Source organism: Daejeonella sp., from assembly GCF_036405355.1.
GTDB lineage: Bacteria > Bacteroidota > Bacteroidia > Sphingobacteriales > Sphingobacteriaceae > Daejeonella.
The window spans coordinates 1-16,961 of sequence record NZ_DASWXT010000090.1 but is presented as its reverse complement, the minus strand read 5'-3'; the positions used below and the strand labels follow the sequence as shown (position 1 = coordinate 16,961).

16 protein-coding genes are annotated in these 16,961 nt (G+C 39.7%); 11 read left to right on the top strand and 5 right to left on the bottom strand.

What is annotated here, in order from left to right:
- Positions 1 to 120 precede the first annotated feature (120 nt).
- Positions 121 to 2,517 (bottom strand): hypothetical protein, encoded by a 2,397-nt coding sequence (locus VGE44_RS11210; protein WP_331079010.1) that lies wholly within the window; start codon positions 2,515 to 2,517, stop codon positions 121 to 123.
- A 333-nt stretch (positions 2,518 to 2,850) separates the two neighbouring features.
- Here VGE44_RS11210 and VGE44_RS11205 point away from each other — a divergent pair, with 333 nt between their 5' ends.
- From VGE44_RS11205 to VGE44_RS11190, 4 genes are all read left to right on the top strand, one after another.
- A complete protein-coding gene (locus VGE44_RS11205; protein WP_331079008.1) occupies positions 2,851 to 3,408 on the top strand; it encodes a TetR/AcrR family transcriptional regulator in 558 nt (185 codons plus the stop codon).
- A 49-nt stretch (positions 3,409 to 3,457) separates the two neighbouring features.
- Positions 3,458 to 4,105, top strand: coding sequence for an NAD-dependent epimerase/dehydratase family protein (locus tag VGE44_RS11200; protein ID WP_331079005.1), 648 nt, complete (start codon positions 3,458 to 3,460; stop codon positions 4,103 to 4,105).
- A 53-nt stretch (positions 4,106 to 4,158) separates the two neighbouring features.
- On the top strand, positions 4,159 to 5,262 hold the full coding sequence (locus tag VGE44_RS11195; protein ID WP_331079003.1) for an MBL fold metallo-hydrolase: 1,104 nt from the start codon (positions 4,159 to 4,161) through the stop codon (positions 5,260 to 5,262).
- A 161-nt stretch (positions 5,263 to 5,423) separates the two neighbouring features.
- The gene (locus VGE44_RS11190; protein WP_331079001.1) at positions 5,424 to 6,074 is read left to right on the top strand and encodes a hypothetical protein; all 651 of its coding nucleotides are present in this window, start codon (positions 5,424 to 5,426) and stop codon (positions 6,072 to 6,074) included.
- Between the two features lie 101 nt (positions 6,075 to 6,175).
- Here VGE44_RS11190 and VGE44_RS11185 read toward each other — a convergent pair whose 3' ends face one another.
- Positions 6,176 to 7,849: a helicase associated domain-containing protein gene (locus tag VGE44_RS11185; RefSeq protein WP_331078999.1), complete on the bottom strand. Its 1,674-nt coding sequence runs from the start codon at positions 7,847 to 7,849 to the stop codon at positions 6,176 to 6,178.
- Between the two features lie 256 nt (positions 7,850 to 8,105).
- Between VGE44_RS11185 and VGE44_RS11180 the strand changes: the two genes are divergently transcribed.
- Positions 8,106 to 9,308: a DUF6786 family protein gene (locus VGE44_RS11180; RefSeq protein ID WP_331078998.1), complete on the top strand. Its 1,203-nt coding sequence runs from the start codon at positions 8,106 to 8,108 to the stop codon at positions 9,306 to 9,308.
- Between the two features lie 2 nt (positions 9,309 to 9,310).
- Here VGE44_RS11180 and VGE44_RS11175 read toward each other — a convergent pair whose 3' ends face one another.
- Positions 9,311 to 9,724, bottom strand: coding sequence for a DUF2452 domain-containing protein (locus tag VGE44_RS11175; RefSeq protein WP_331078996.1), 414 nt, complete (start codon positions 9,722 to 9,724; stop codon positions 9,311 to 9,313).
- Between the two features lie 265 nt (positions 9,725 to 9,989).
- Here VGE44_RS11175 and ggt point away from each other — a divergent pair, with 265 nt between their 5' ends.
- Together ggt and VGE44_RS11165 are read left to right on the top strand one after the other, a co-directional pair.
- A complete protein-coding gene (gene ggt / locus VGE44_RS11170) occupies positions 9,990 to 11,681 on the top strand; it encodes a gamma-glutamyltransferase (RefSeq protein ID WP_331078994.1) in 1,692 nt (563 codons plus the stop codon).
- Between the two features lie 89 nt (positions 11,682 to 11,770).
- Positions 11,771 to 12,760 (top strand): sterol desaturase family protein, encoded by a 990-nt coding sequence (locus VGE44_RS11165; RefSeq protein ID WP_331078992.1) that lies wholly within the window; start codon positions 11,771 to 11,773, stop codon positions 12,758 to 12,760.
- Between the two features lie 11 nt (positions 12,761 to 12,771).
- Here VGE44_RS11165 and VGE44_RS11160 read toward each other — a convergent pair whose 3' ends face one another.
- Both VGE44_RS11160 and VGE44_RS11155 read right to left on the bottom strand, forming a co-directional pair.
- The gene (locus VGE44_RS11160; RefSeq protein WP_331078990.1) at positions 12,772 to 13,101 is read right to left on the bottom strand and encodes a cupin domain-containing protein; all 330 of its coding nucleotides are present in this window, start codon (positions 13,099 to 13,101) and stop codon (positions 12,772 to 12,774) included.
- A 101-nt stretch (positions 13,102 to 13,202) separates the two neighbouring features.
- Positions 13,203 to 13,919 (bottom strand): 3-ketoacyl-ACP reductase, encoded by a 717-nt coding sequence (locus VGE44_RS11155; RefSeq protein WP_331078988.1) that lies wholly within the window; start codon positions 13,917 to 13,919, stop codon positions 13,203 to 13,205.
- A gap of 315 nt (positions 13,920 to 14,234) precedes the next feature.
- Here VGE44_RS11155 and VGE44_RS11150 point away from each other — a divergent pair, with 315 nt between their 5' ends.
- The 4 genes from VGE44_RS11150 to VGE44_RS11135 all read left to right on the top strand — a co-directional run.
- A complete protein-coding gene (locus VGE44_RS11150) occupies positions 14,235 to 14,834 on the top strand; it encodes an OmpA family protein (RefSeq protein ID WP_331078986.1) in 600 nt (199 codons plus the stop codon).
- Positions 14,835 to 14,980: 146 nt separating this feature from the next.
- Entirely contained in the window at positions 14,981 to 15,517 is a 537-nt protein-coding gene (locus VGE44_RS11145; protein ID WP_331078984.1) for an NAD(P)H-dependent oxidoreductase, read from the top strand.
- Between the two features lie 155 nt (positions 15,518 to 15,672).
- Entirely contained in the window at positions 15,673 to 16,275 is a 603-nt protein-coding gene (locus VGE44_RS11140; protein WP_331078982.1) for a sigma-70 family RNA polymerase sigma factor, read from the top strand.
- A 362-nt stretch (positions 16,276 to 16,637) separates the two neighbouring features.
- On the top strand, positions 16,638 to 16,961 hold a 324-nt coding region (locus tag VGE44_RS11135), incomplete at its 3' end, for a hypothetical protein (RefSeq protein WP_331078980.1).

The following is a 16,961-nucleotide window of genomic DNA, read 5'->3' as shown; positions in this document are numbered from 1 at the left end:
CGTGTCGCGTGTGACTTGTTACCAGTAGCAATTTATTTTATACAATATTTATTGAAGATTTATAAACACGCGCCATAGGCGCGCGCCAGCAATTCTAAATTCTCCGAATGATAGAATAAATCAAAGTTTTTTAGAAACCTCTATTTCCTCCATTTTATCCAGCCCCTTAAATTGCACTTCAATTTTCGGACTATCATCTTCAGGGTACTCAGAATCAATCAGGATGGCATGCGATCCTGCTGAAACTTTTGGCGGGTTGGTTTGTAATTTAAAACTGCTCTTTGGTTTTCCATTTTTATCGTAAAGACGGATTAATTCTGTACCATCAGAAACCAGGCTTTCTCCTGCAGCTAATTCAACAGGGAATAAAAGTTCCTTATAATTGTCGATCAGCATTTTAATGTTTTTCACACTGCCCTTTTCTCCGGTGATCTGCATTCTGAATTGCAAAGGCTGCTCTTTCCATTTATACTGCAAATTCCAGGTGGTATGAGTGGGTTCACCGGGTTGACGCTCAAATTTCTCTCTCGTAAAAACCGGCGACATAGCATATTGATGCAAGGTCCATTTCCCTTCTGCCCGTTTTTCGAGATGGAATTCATTCTTTGGATTTTTTAGTTCCTCCTGCTGGACCTTGCTAAAGGCGTTTCCATTTCTGGCCAGTTCCCATTCACGAATCGCATCGAGCAGTTGATTGGTCTGGGTGTTTTTTCTCAATGCTGCCGGTCTGGCAACCATCGCAAATCCGGCATTATATCCTGCAGCTCTCGACAGCATCCACTCCATCTCAGGAAGGGTAGTGTTTTCTGCCAACAAATACCAGCCCAGCATATGAGGCATATAATTCCGGTCAAATAGGCCTTGATTATCAATGCGGTACTGTTGCATACTTTCTTTAAAGCCACCATACCAGGGCTCACCCCAGTTGTAGTATGATCCGATATGCCAGTAAAAGGTTTTACTCAAACTGGTACCAATTATAAAATCGTGCTTCACCTGATCATATACATCTTTGGCAAAGAGCTCCAGCGCATAATCACCCTGACCGGATGCGAGTGCGCCTTCATGCCCATCCAGATCAAGGTGATCCACTCCGGTTTCATTCATCAGATCGGCAATGTTTTTCGCAACTTCTCTTTGCATATCCAGATTTGGGAAGAATACATTGTAGAAATGATCGAATAATTTCCCAACCTGATCTCCGGCCTGATGGGCAGATCTTGTGGTGCCAAATGCCCCACGCTGGCAATCCAGTAACAAATAGGGGGCAGTACTGCTTACCGATTTATAGCGGATTAACTCAGATCCGATTTTTACGGTATGCAGATTATTCCCTTTTTCATCATTAAAATACTCAGGCGATATTACCTCGATGGTATTTTGATCAGCATCTATATTTCTGTTTAATGTGGAAATTCCTGTAACACTAAGCCTGTTATCAGGGATGGGTGTTATGTAAGGATCATTGGTATTGATAAAATTGGTCAGGGTATGCATGCCCAGATACAAACCTGCGGCATGTGCTTTGTCAACACAGCTTTTTAAACCCTCCTTTCCATTGGGAAACTGATCCGGATTTAACACAAAATTACCCCAGCTTTTAAACGGTCCTTCATGATACAGGGAAACCAATCCGGCACGTTTGGTATACCCGATCATCTCATCAATATCTTTTTCACCATAAGAAGAGATCATATAGGATTTGCCATACAGATTGGACTTTTTAAACCAAACTCCTTTGATTGTAGGATGCGGCAGATTTTCAGCGATCTCAATCTGCTCCAGCCGGTCGAAGGTTTGAGCTTCTTTACATGAAAAAACTGCGATCTTACTTCCAACGACAGTTTCGCCTTTTAATGCTTTAACAGGCATGTCTTTATAAAGTCCGCCCCAGGCATCCACTAAACGCTCGCGATCCCGGTTAATTGAATAGGCTTGTAGTTTGCTTCCCCATTTGGAAGGAACTGCCGCAATACCTCTTGCCCAGGTACTTCCTTCCTTGCTGGGATAATCACCACCCAATGTTTTAATATTTAAGACCTGGATACCAAGGGATGTTTCGCCATCGCGTACCACCCCAATGATCTCACCAATGGTCTTACTGATTGTATTGGGGTAGGGTCCCCAGATAATCGCATCGATCTTACTCTCCGGTACTGCCCTGATAATTTCCAGAACGAGATGTGTGGCTTTACTTGTTACCCTGACATCAATACTTACTCCCGTTTCCTTAAAACCAAGCGTGATTTTTTTCTGAGCCTGATCATACTTCATTGAACTGGCCTGGTGGCGGATATCCTTGCTTACCAAAGTAATCAGCGGGGTCAAAGTATCGCTGTAGAGGTAATTTTTACCTGTAGCAGAATTTGATAATTCTGACAGTGCCCCTTGCTTATTGACGCTCATTTTAAGTTCGCCTGATGTGAAGCTTACTTGTGCAAAGGAGTTTTGGGACAGGCAGATTAATCCGGCAAAAAGGATTGTATTTCTGATTATAATTAGTTTGGAAAAGATCATTTAGGTTTAACTTTTTAAAAAAATTAAATTAAGTTATTTTTCAGAAAGGTGCTAATTCAATTATTATGGGATTTCGAAAATGGTCCAGCAAAGGGGCAGAGACGCAAAGCATGCGACCCAAGAACGAATCTTAATAAATAGCTGGAATACCTTTGCGTCTTAGCGTCATTGCGAGAAAAAAAATTAAACTCTAAATGGAAACTGCCTGGGATTTGTCAATGCGAGGGGGCACGCCTGATTGGACGGGCAGGCACGACGAAGCAATCCCCATAAATTCAAATATTATCCTCACCTATATTTGGAATATTCATTCCAAATACTCACCTTTGCTTCGTGGATAAGAAAGAACAGATCATAAAAGCTGCTATGAAGCTCCTTACCGAACGTGGTGTTCAGGCAACACCCATGTCGGCGATTGCGAAAGCAGCAAATACAGGTATGGGTACGATCTACAATTATTTTGCTACCAAGGAAGAGTTGATCAACGCGATCTATCTGTACATTAAGCGCTCGGAGGTCCCTCTGATCGCTAAAACAATAGATCCGGATTCTTCTCTAAAAGCTAGCTTTTTTAGTTTTTACGGTGCCATGGTCGGTTTTTACTTCAAATATCCTGAAAGCTTTGCATTTATGGATCAGTTCCATAGTTCTCCAATTATTACAGAAGCTACGCGAACAGCAGGTCAGCAGGATTTTCTTCCGGTGATCAGTCTGGTGCAGCAGGGGCAAAAGGACGGAATCATTAAAGAGATGGAACTGGATGCATTACTGCATTTCCTGGCAGGAACTATTACCACATACGTTCGCTGGATGCAGGCTTCAGGCAAGGAAAATGATCCTGCTTATCTCGAGAAGCAGATGCGTTTGGTTTGGGACGCGATTAAGGAATAAAAAATTTGACAGATATTGGAATGAACATTCAGTCCAAAAATTAAATATTATGAAGAAATTAAGAGTGATTATAACAGGTGCTACAGGAATGGTTGGTGAAGGGGTATTGCTCCACTGCCTGCAGAGTGATGAGGTGTCGGAAGTTCTGATGATCAACCGTAAACCCTATGAAATATCACATCCTAAGCTAAGTGAGCTTTTGGTAGCAGATTTTAACAGACTGGCAGATTACAGCAATAAGCTTGCAGGCTTTGATGCCTGCTTTTACTGCGCCGGAGTAAGCTCTGTGGGTATGAATGAGGCTGATTATACCCGCATTACCTACGATACCACTTTGAATTTTGCGAAAGTATTGCTGGAACTTAACCCCGGAATGGTATTCAATTTCGTTAGCGGTACTCTTACTAAAAGTGACGGTAAACAGATGTGGCAGCGTGTAAAGGGCCGGACTGAAGATGCGCTGATGAATCTTGGTTTTAAAGGGCAGTATAATTTCAGGCCAGGGTTCATGAAGCCGGTAAAAGGCCAAAAGAATGTGCGCTGGTTCTTTAAACCATTCATTGCAATATTTCCTTATATGTTTCCTAAACAATCACTGACTTTAAATGAGGTCGGGCAGGCGATGATTCATACTATTACAAAAGGTTATGACAGGCAGGTACTCGAAATCAGTGATATTAAAATTCTGGCGAAATAGAAAGCAGAAGTTAAGACAAAATGAAGCAATTATATAAAATTTTTAAATACACCATGATTATTCTGATTTCTACTACGGCCTTATTAAGCCTTGTTACAATAATTTTCCTGCAGCAGCCCCAATTCGGGCAGGCGGCATCCGGCGAACGCCTGGAGCGGATGAAAAAGTCGAAGCATTTTCGGGATGGTGCCTTTGCCAACCTGAGCTATACACCCCCTTTAACCGAAGGCTATTCTATGACCGGGGTGATGTACAATTTCTTTTTTAAGAAAAACCCGAGGCAAAAACCGCTTAAGGCAATTCCTTCTGTTAAAACAGATCTTAAAAACCTTCCGGCGGATAGTAATGTGGTGGTTTGGTTTGGGCATTCATCTTATTACATGCAGGTCGACGGACTTAAGATTCTGGTTGATCCGGTGTTCAGCGGCAATGCATCCCCAATACCCGGAACAACAAAGGCTTTTGAAGGAACCAATTCCTATGGTGTAAATGATCTCCCTGAGATTGATTACCTGCTGATCAGCCATGATCACTACGATCACCTCGATTATTCGACGATTAAAGAACTTAAAGGAAAGGTAAAGAATGTAATCTGCGGTTTAGGAGTGGGGGCATATTTTGAGCAGTGGGGTCATCTGCCGGAAATTATATCAGAAAGGGATTGGAATGAAACTATTGCAATAGGCGAGAATATCAAAATTCATACACTAACTGCAAGACATTTCAGCGGCCGAACCTTCAAACGTAACACTACGCTCTGGCTGGCCTATCTTATTGAAACACCCGGACAGAAGATCTTTATCGGCGGCGATGGTGGTTACGACACACATTTCGCTGAGATTGGGAATCGCTTTGGTACTATCGATCTGGCGATACTGGAAAACGGTCAGTATAACCTTGCCTGGCGTGCCATTCATTGCCTTCCGGAGGAGGTAGTGCAGGCTGCCAAAGATCTCAATGCAAAACGAGTGATGCCAGTTCATTCAGGCAAGTTCTCTCTGGCTTTGCATAGTTGGGATGAACCGCTCAATGAAGTTTCACGACTCAGTAAGCTGAATGATCTCCCCCTCGTTACACCACAGATCGGAGAAGTGGTTTGGATGAATGATGAGGGACAGGTTTTTGGGGAATGGTGGAAGATAGTTGAGACCCGATAGCTATCAGGTTGATAATTGATAGTTGACAGTTGATAATTGACAATTGAGATACGATAGTTATTGGTGGAGAGAGGGAATAGGGAGTAGGAAATCGGGAATGGAGAGCTGAGAATTCATATTGATATTTCATTTATATTTATTATTAATCCGCCAGCTTAGTAATGAAAACGATTTTCTCAAGTTTAATTGTTATCCTTTCTTTTATAATCAGTTTGGGCCTCGCAGACAGCCGCCAAGCATCGAATAACATTAGGTTACCTGTAAAAGCAAAATCATTACGTGAAAAGCCAAATCTGGTACCTGATACGCTTTTTGCGAAAGTTGGGAATACAGAATATCGAATAACTACCAATGGTATTATCTCCTGGGGAAAAAAATCAATCAGGTTGAATACAGAAGCCTGGGTTGGTAAGATTTTTTTAGATACAATCGATAAAAAATATCTTCTGGTGTTTTATGAAGAAGACTTCGCTACCGAAGGAGGGGCGAGTGTCGAGAAGTTCGATTTGTTAGTCAGAAAGTCAGTCTGGCATAAACATATTCCCGGATTTAATCTCGGTCAGCCCTATATTAAAAGCGAGTTTGCGTATATAAATGCAATTGGAATGGTCGGCAAACTTAACCTCAGAAGCGGCAAATATGCCTATGAGTTTTCAGATCTTTACGACCGGCAAAAAAGCGCTTTTAACCATTTTGACTCTATTTCATTCCACAACAATTTAACCTATTTTATCTCAAAGAATCATAGAACAAAGCGGCTTGATACAATAATTGTGGACGAAAATTCAAGGCAGATTTCTATTCGTAAGTAAAACCCTGAGTTATACCTGCCTTATTTCGTTATTTTGGTTTTACGGCTACCACCGTTTTATTATAGGAGTATCAGTGCTTGTTCAAACATCATACAAGACAGCTATCTTTCAGTTACCCTCAGTCTGCTGTGTGTTTTATTCCAATCAAAACCTATGGATTCAAGTTTGATAAGTCTTTCGGGGCTTATTTTCTTCTTTTCATTACGCATTCTGCTGGCCCATTTACCAAGTTTGGGATCCTTTGACCATTTAACAGGTACATGGGTATGGCCGTAATCTTGCTTAAATTCCAAAAGGCGCTGATACATTTGTGACCATTCAACTATTGTCTTTCTGTTTATATCCCACTCAAATCCAAGACTGTTTAGCAATTCAGTTTTTTGAGGGGTTAGCTCATGTTTTCCGGCTCTTATCCGGTAAGTCCAGGCTGCCAGTTTCGGATTTTCTGGCCATTGAGAAGGCACTCTGCTATGGCCAAATCTATCATGAAAAGCAGTTAGCATAGCGAACATCTTCTCCCAGTAAGGTTCATTAACACTCCAGGGGAAAGCTATTTCATTCAGTCTGCTGACCCGTTCCGGTGAGATTTTACCATTAATAAACATTTTTCTCTGCCATACTGTCCAGCCCTGAAGTTTAGGATCTGATTTTAAGGAGACCTGACAGGTGCCATGCAATCGTTTATAGGTTTTTAGTTTCTCAAAGTTATGTTCCCATAGAGAATCGTAATTTGATTTTACTCTGGTCGGTGTATCTCTGCTCCAGATAAAGTTAAGCTGGTTTAATTTCTGTAATCTGCTTTTCAAAATCGTTCCGTTTGTTTCAGCTTTTCTTTGTAAAGCCACCCATATACCAAGTGATTTGTTCGCTTTATAATTGAGAGGAACAAAACTATGACCATGTATTTGGTTAAATTCCTTTAGCTGACTGTATTTTTCCTCCCAGTCTTTGTTCTTGATTTGATCAAAATCCCAAACAAAATTGATCTGATTCAAACGCTTCTCACGATCAGCAGGCATTTTTTTCTTTTTCTTTAGCAACCTTTGTCTTTCAATCCAGCTCACTAATTTCTTTTCTTTACCCGGAACAGTAAAATGACCATGCTCCATGTGAAATTTGAGCAGTTGTCGGAAATAATTCTCCCATTGTTTATTGTACAAGTCCTGCACCTGCCACGTAAACCCTATCTCATTAAGCCTGTTTTTACGATATTCAGAAATCTTGTTTAGAGAATACATTTTTCTTTGTCTCAATACCCAGAGAGCAAGTTGTTTGTCATCATGCCATAAATGAGGCACGCAACAATGACCAAAAGTATCCCGGAAAGTTATTAACCTCGAAAACATCAGATCCCAGCCATGATCCCTGCTTAGTACGGTATTCCAGTTTATCCCAAGTAAATCCAGCTTTCTGAACCTGGTTTTGGTTAGAAATCGTTTATTCAGAATTTGTTTATTGATCCAGTCCTTTATTTCGGCATGTTCCTTATCTGCTGATATGTTTGTATGTCCGTTTTTTTTCACATAATCTGTGAACTTCAGGAACATACATTCCCAGGGCTCATCAACGGAATCAAGTTGCGAAATCTTTAACGTGCTCTCAGGTTCTACTGACTGAAATGAAAATAAATCATGTAAAGAGGTTTGAAGTACCTCTCTGTACAATATGCTATCAGGTTCCATACTGCTTTCTGGTTCAGTTAAACCCAGAGGTTTATAGTGCCTGATGGATAACTCATCTGTTTGGTCCAGTGATATTTGATCTGTATTATACATAGAATGATTATTTTATGCAAAGATAAAGCCTTGATGAGCATGGAAAGTGAAGCGTATGTTATGTTATCTTCAACTTATTGAATGGAAAAATATGCAGCCTTTTCAAACAGATAACTTTAGGGCATAACCTCTAATTTCGGACTCATTAACCTGATCCCCGGAATAGTTGAATTCTAATGGAGATGAAATTTTTGCTGGATAGTTTTTCATTTGTATATTGTAGCTGCTTAATTATCAAACACTTAATCATAGAGCAGTGATAAGATATCCCGCCCTTTTAATTCTTTTGTTTTTATTCAGTGCATGTCAGGAACAGGTCGACCAGAAGGGAACTTTTGCATATGATCTGGCATTTTTAAAAAAATATCACAAGGATCTGGTTTTGTTAAAAGATCCTGAAAGTGATGCTCAACTCATCGTTCTTCCGGCTTATCAGGGCCGTGTAATGACCAGTACTTCTGATGGGGAAAAGGGAATGAGCTTTGGATGGCTTAATTATGATCTGATAGCGAAGGGCACTTTCTCAGAACATTTTACCGCTCTTGGTGGTGAGGAAAGGTTTTGGCTCGGACCGGAAGGCGGACAGTTTGCACTCTACTTTAAAAGAGGAGCAGAGTTTACCTTCGACAATTGGTATGTTCCCAAAGCGATCGATTCAGAACCCTTTAACCTGATTTCTGCAAATGCAACAGAAGCAAAATTTGAAAAGACAATGCATCTGGAAAACTATAGCGGTACGGCTTTTGATCTGAAGGTGAACAGAAATATTTCTCTTCTTGAGCATAATTCGATCAATGAATTATTGGGGCTTGAATTGGGTTCAGAGATTCGTTCAGTTGGATTTCAGTCTGAAAATGTTTTAACAAATACCGGAAAAAATACATGGGATCAACAAACAGGCTTACTTTCAATATGGGTATTAAGTATGCTTAAGTCTAATGATCAAACCAATGTGATCATCCCATACAGGAAAGGAGACAGCCTGAGTCTTGGTAAAATTGTAACTGATGATTATTTCGGGAAATTAAGCGCAGACCGGTTAAAGATTGAAGATGGCTATCTTCTGTTTAAAGCAGATGCAAAACAACGAAGTAAAATAGGGGTTTCCCCGAAGCGGGCTTTACCAATTGCGGGGAGTTATGATGCAGAAAACAAAGTGCTGACTATTGCCCAGTTTACTTTGCCTGAAGGCATCACATCTTATGTAAATTCTACCTGGAAGATACAGGAAGATCCATTTGAAGGAGATGCGGTAAACGCTTATACAGACGGCCCGATTGACGGAAAACAAATGGGAAAATTCTATGAGATCGAAAGCTCTTCTCCGGCTTTAAGTTTGGCACCCGGAGCAAATGCAAAACATATTCATCGTACAATTCATCTGAGCGGTTCAGTAGAAAAGCTAAATGAAATTTCGCTGAAATTATTTGGGTTGGGTTTAGATGAGTTGAAATTTTAGACTTATTTCTGGATCTCGGTTTTAGACCATTTATGACTTGCATCCAGTTTGAAAGAGCCCAGATATTTCTGGTTCCAGCTATCCGGAGAAATCATTGAAAGAAATAAGGTATCATCTGTTTTACTGTATAAATGATATACCTGACCCATAACCGGAGTGAAATTATATTTGGCAGAATAAACCAGTTCGTTAAGTTGAACCTCCTGTACGAGTTTATCATATTCTTCTTTTAGCTCATCGAATTTTGTTTTAAAATTCTTATTGGCTAACTCTGCATTGGATTGCTTCCAGCCACCAACATTTTCGAGATTTATGGCCGGGGCACTCAGATTACTACCATAGCTTAATCCTTTTTGATAGTAGCCTTTTTCCTTATCCCAAACTACCAGGTCAGGCTTTTCTTTATTTTCTTCCATTTTCTCAGTTGTAAAAGATCAAAAACCCCCTCTTTTATCAGACAAAAATAATTATTGAAACTGATGATTGTTTATCTGTAGAATAAAATGACCTGATTATTATGTATTGAAGATTTGGCAACACGTAATTTGAAGATTTGATGATTTGGTAATTTGAAAATGAAGGAAAATTTGTACTTGGAATCAATAATCTTCAAATCATCAAATTTTCAAATCTCCAAATTATTGCTTCCAAATCCATTATATTTAAATTCAAATTCTAGATATGAAAAAGCTGCTGCTCTGTTTATTTCTGCCTTTAAGTCTAATTGCACAGGACCGCCCTTATGGCAAAATATGGTCAACTCGTTCGCAGGTTATAGCCCAGCATGGAATGGCTGCAACTTCACATCCGCTTTCAACCCAGGTTGCGCTGGACGTATTGAAGGCTGGTGGAAATGCTATTGATGCAGCCATTGCGGCCAATGCTATGGAAGGGGTAGTTGAGCCTCATGTCAATGGTATCGGTGGTGACTTATACGCCATCGTATGGGATGCAAAAACCAAAAAACTATACGGGCTTAACGGTTCCGGTCGCTCACCAAAATCACTGAGCCTTGCTGAGTTCAGAAAGCGGGGAATTTCTCATATTCCATCCCAGGGGCCATTGCCGGTTACAGTTCCGGGATGTGTGGATGCCTGGTTTGAGCTCCATCAGAAGTTTGGTTCTATGCCTATGACTAAAGTGCTCGAAAAAGCAGTTTCATATGCCAGAAATGGTTTTCCTGTTCATGGTGAATTAGCAAATTCTGTAAAGGCTGTACCTGCTTTATACGGTTCTTACCCTAATATTAAAAAGTATTATTATCCAAATGGAAATGTTCCTTTGGAGGGAGATGTTTACAAGAATCCGGATCTGGCCAATACCCTTGAGCGGATTGGTAAAGAGGGACGGGAGGTATTTTACAAAGGGGATATGGCACGTACCATTGATGCTTTTATGAAGAAGAACGGAGGCTTTCTGAGTTATGAAGATATGGCTTCACATACATCTACCTGGGTTGATCCGGTATCTGTGAATTACAGGGGTTATGATGTATGGGAATTACCTCCCAACGGTCAGGGTATAGCCGCACTACAGATGCTCAATATTTTGGAAGGTTATGATTTTTCAAAGATCAGATTGGGCAGTGCTGAGCATGTGCATTTGTTCACTGAGGCTAAAAAACTTGCATTTGAAGACAGAGCTAAATTTTATGCTGATATGGATTTTGCTAAAGTTCCGGTTAAGGAATTAATTTCCGAAGCTTACGCTGCTGAACGTAGAAAGCTTATAAATCCTGATAAAGCTGCAGTTAGAGTAGATGCAGGAAATCCGGCCATGAAGGATGGTGATACCATTTATCTCACAGTTGCGGATAAGGACGGAAATATGGTTTCCCTTATTCAGAGTAATTTCAGAGGTTTTGGATCTGGCATGATGCCCGACGGTTTAGGTTTTATGTTTCAGGATCGGGGAGAGCTCTTTAATGTCATGAAAGAGGGTGAAAATAATACCTATGCACCGGGGAAAAGACCATTTCAAACTATCATACCGGCATTTATGACCAGGGATGGCCAGCCGGTGATGAGTTTTGGGGTGATGGGAGGATCTTTCCAGCCACTGGGCCATGTACAGATCGTGATGAATGTGGTAGATTTTGGTTTAAACATTCAGGAAGCAGGAGATTTTCCGAGGATAAACCATGATGGATCTTCTGAACCTACCGGCGAAGGTATGGCTCCCAAAGGTGGAATGATCACCCTTGAAAGTGGCTATCCGTATGATGTGATCAGGGAATTAATGCAAAAGGGACATCAGGTTGGATATATCAACGGGATGTATGGCGGTTATCAGGCAATCCGATGGGATCCGGTTCGAAAAGTTTATTTCGGAGCATCCGAGTCACGCAAGGACGGGCAAGCAGCAGGATATTAAAGCTGAAAGTTTAAAGCAACAAGCCTATGGCATATGGAAATTTAACCTGGAATTCTAATTTCTAAATTAATTGATTATCAATTCTTAATATGGAATTTGTTGAAACTATTTTAAAGCAGATCTGGGGCTTTTTTAGTCTTGATGGGCTTATTGAAATTATAAAATCAGGAGATTATAAGACCCTGCTTACCTATGAAGGTATTACCAGGGCAATTGCACCTTTGCTTCCCATTATTTTGATACTTGAATTGATCAGGGGACTTCTCTACAAGCAGTTTAAGGTTGTTTCTTATAAGATATCTTTCTTTTCTTATGTATTTAATTCAATTATTGGCAGGTACATATCCATAGGAATGACTATGGTTTGTATTGGTATTTTTGAGAAGTATGCGATAATCAACATTCAGTTTACCTGGTACTGGTTTATCTATGGGTATATTATCTGGGAACTGGCTCACTTTGTTTATCATTATTTCGGGCATAAGGTTAGATTATTCTGGTGTTTACACTCCACCCATCATGCACCTGAAAGCATGAATCTGGCTGTTTCTCATGCCCATTTTTTCCTTGAAGCTCCTTATGCAGACGTGATCAGAACAACTATCTGTATGTTGATGGGTGTGCCCCCGGCAATGTTATTTGTAATTATGTTTATTGATGGTACCTGGGGTTCATTTATTCATATTGGAGAATCGATGATGAAAGATGGACGAATGGGAGTCCTGGGAAAGTTTATTTTAACACCCTCACACCACCGTGTGCATCATGCCAAAAATATCGAGTACATGGATATGAATTACTGTAACTTATTGAATATATGGGATAAAGTATTTAAAACATATCAGCCCGAAAAGGATGGTATTAACATTCAATATGGAATTACAAGGGAAATGAAACCCAACAGTTTTCTGGATTCCTATTTTGGAGAGATTACTGCGCTGGCAAAGGATGTATACCGTGCTCCCGGGATTAAGAATAAATTTTTATATGTTTTTATGCCCCCCGGCTGGAGTCATACAGGTGATCATAAAACTGTTGGAGCACTTCGAAAGGCAATTGAATTGGATAATAATGTTTAATACTTTAAGCTTTATAAAAAATCTTCCCGCATCGGACTGAATGTATCGATAAGAATTCCTGCTTCAAGGCAGAGAACACCATGAATCAGGTTTGAAGTTACAAGAAATGCATCGCCTCCTTTAAGTACTTGTTTTTTGCCATCAATACTCACCTCGAACTTCCCGCTTTGCACATGAGTAATCTGAACATGAGGATGCTTGTGCAGCGGTCCGACACCACCCTTTTCAAATTTGATTTTCACAATCATCAGGCTTGGATCATGAGCCATGATCTTTCTCTGAACACCCTCATCAATTTGTTCCCATTCAATTTTTTCGTCTTCGATAAAATGTTTCGTCATTTTTAAGGTTTGGAGGTTTGTGCAAAGATATGAGATTGCAGGGAGGTTTTTTTTTGGGGGGGGAAAGGGAAATAGGAAATAGGGAATTGGAAATAGATGGATTATGGGTTTGTTGACCAGACAGATGCATCTTTTACAAAAACTCTTCGGTTTAGTTTTAATTGTGCTACAATCAATTCCGCAAAATCTTCAGGATGCATAACCCGGTCTTCATTATTATTTATGAGGTTTGCACTGATAGCCAGATCGGTTACCACTGTACTCGGGTTTAATGCAGTAACGCGGATATTATGCTTGCGAACTTCCTGCATTAATGAATCGCTGAGACCCATCACACCAAATTTTGAGGCACTATAGGCACTGGTTAGAGGACTTCCTTTCAAACCTGCGCTTGAAGAAATGTTAACAATGTCTCCGGTCTGACGCTCAATCATTTGTGGTAGTACAGCGCGCGTTACATAATAAACACCGAAGAGATTGACTTTAATCTGATCTTCCCATTCTGAAGGCTCCAGTTCTAAAAACTTTCCGAATTTTGCAATTCCTGCATTATTGATTAAAATATCAATATTTCCCAGTTCTTTTTGAATGCTGTCTATTGCTGCATTTACGGATTGTATTTCTGCGACATCAGCAACAGCGATGGCAGTCTTAACAGTGTATTTTTTCAGCTCGTCTTTCAATTCCAGTAGATCCTTGTTTGTGCGCGATATCAAACCGACCTGAACTCCTTCAGCAGCCAGGGCTATGGCAATTGCCCTTCCGATTCCTTTACCTGCTCCTGTTATTACAGCGATTTTTCCTCTTATTGATTCCATAGATTTATTTAATTTTCAATTACAAATTGACGTGATTTTATTGAATGGAAAGTCATTGAGGAGTAAGATATTTTTCTACACCTAATATTTTTCTTCCTGGTTTTTATTTCAATTAGAATTGAATCGTTCCTGCTGCAAGGAAGTATTTAGTTAAGTTCTGTCTACTTTGTTTCTATTTGAATAAAAAACAGGTTTTTTTTTCTGCTTATTTAATCATTTGGGTTCTTTTTATTATTAATTACTGTTTAGTTTGTTTAAAAAGCAAGTAAGTAGTAGTTTTATTTCCAATAATTTAATAAACCATTTAAGCTAGAAATGAGAAACTTTAAAAGCACATTTTCGATTTTTGCCATTGCAATCTTTACTGTTATGGTATTGTTTTCTTCCTGTAAACCCAAAAAGATTATCAGCCAGGCGCCAGCCGCACCCGTACCTGCCAGTGTTCAGGATGCACCAAAGGCGGCTGCAGTTGTTGAGTCCGATACAGATGGTGACGGCATTCCTGATTCAAAAGATAATTGCCCAAATAAGGCAGGTTCTTCTGTCAATGGCGGTTGTCCTGAGACTGTTGCCTCTGAGCCAACATTCAATTATAAAAATATATTATTTGAGTTTAACTCCTCAGTGCTAAAAACTTCATCCTATGCGGTACTTGATGAAATAGCCAGAGAAATGAAGAAATTTCCATCAATGAGCTTTAATCTTAACGGACATTCTTCAGCTGAAGGAACTGAGCAGAGGAATATGACTCTTTCCATTGACAGAGCCACTGCCGTTAAAAGCTATTTGGTAACAGCGGGTATTAATGCTAATAATCTGATTACAAAAGGTTTTGGAGAGTCAAAGCCCCTTACTTCCAATGATACTGAATCTGGCAGGCAGTTGAATCGAAGAGTAGAAATTAAGAAGAGATAATTTTAGAATTTTTAATGCAGAAAAGGGTGTTCAATTATTTTGGACGCCCTTTTGTTGTATATTGGTATTAGTGACTGCAAATCTGTGGGGAAATAGGGGATAGGAAACAGGTGTAGATCTTAGTTAATCATTAAGAAAGGAATTTTATGAAAATTGCAATTATTTCAGGAAGTGCCAGACCAGGGAGACAATCTCATCAGGTCGCACTGGAGGTTAAAAATCGATTAGACAAGCTGGCGGTTGATAATTGGTTATGGGATGTCAAGGAAACGAATCTGCCATTATTGGATTATACATTTGATTCCCATCCTTCACCCGGAGAAACCTTAAAGAATCTAAAATCCCGGCTGGATGAAACTAATATTTTCCTGATCGTTTCACCTGAACACAATGGTAGTTATCCCGGCAGCCTGAAAAATAGCATGGATTACTTTTTTCAGGAATATTCACAAAAGGTGTTTGGGATTATCAGCGTTTCATCAGGTATGCTGGGCGGAATAAGTGCAGCAAAAAACCTGCAGCAATATACCAATACCTTACAGGGGATTGTTTATCCGCCATATCTTATCACGCCGAAGGTTCAGACTTTGTTTTCTAATGGAATTTTATCTGATGATAGCTATGCCGGTAGGATGGATAAGTTTCTGAAGGATTTTCTGGCATTTGCAAACAAAATGCAATGAGATGGGGACCGGATTGCTATCAGACAGGAAATGGGAAATAGGAACCCGATAGCTACAGGGTAGGGAATAGTGAAATATATTTTTTTAAAAATTCATCTTAAATTCATGTTGGACATCCATTTTTAGATAATAATCGTAATGATATTATGATAGCAATGGATATACATGTTGAAGATTCGAACAAAAGTAGAATCGGAAGGAGCAGAAAACTCCGCTTATCTGAAGATAAACTGATTGAGGGTTTGAAAAATATGGATGGTAGTGCAATGTCTGCTCTTTACCGGATGTATTCAGATTCCTTGTACAGGGTTATTTCCACAATAGTGGTAATTGAAGAAGTGGCTCAGGACTTGCTTCAGGAGACCTTTATTAAGATCTGGAAGTCATTTAAACAATACGATCCCGGAAAGGGCAGGTTGTACACCTGGATGGCTAGATTAGCACGGAATATTTCTATAGACTATCTTAGAAGCGTTAATTACCGGAATTATACGGTCAGTGAAAATCTTTCTGAATCAACTCAGCAGATCGATCAGAAATTTCAGGTTTCGTATAATCCTGAATTGATTGGAGTAAAAGATATGACGAACATTCTCAATGCTGATCAACGATCAGCACTGGATTTGATCTACTTTAAAGGGTATACGCATGTGCAGGCTGCCGAAGAACTAAATATTACAGTTGGTATTTTGCGATCAAGGCTTCAATCATCAATTACCGAACTCCGGAGGACATTTAACAGGGAATACGTAGCTTGAGATTGTTAACAATTACGGATTCCTGGTTACCTGTTATCTTTCCCATTGTTGCATTTCAGTTCCTTTTTTTGGTAATAGGAAATAGGAAATGGGAAATGGGAAATAGGGAATGGATCTAAACGCTGCACTATTACCTGTTCTCCATTTCCTACTTCCAATCGAATACGTATCTAATCTCAAACTCAATACCCACTACTCACTACTCCTTTGAGTATCCCATTCCCCAATCGGGAAAAATTATCCCATATAATTCCCGCATTTTAGACAAAAATCCCTCTTTTTAGCCTTTCTGACACTTGGTCTGCTAATTGTCTATGTCTTATCAAACATTGATAAAAATTAAAACAGACATAAAGAAAAACATGAAAAAAGTTATTATAACATTCGCAATTGCAGCAGTATCATTATTAAGTAGCAAATCATTTGCACAGACTGCAAATTTGAACATCACCATTTCTGATGTTTTATCATTTAGTGTAACTCAGCCTGCATCATTGGATGTGAACTTTGATACAGAGACAAAATATACCAATGGTATTACTGCTTTGGCAACAGACCACGTGAGTGTAACCAGTTCAAGAGGATATGTGGTTAAGGCAATTGCAGGAACGGTAACCGGTTCGGCAGCAATCGCACCGGGATCAGTAAAGATCACTTCAGCAGTAGGAGCAACAAACAGTGGTAAT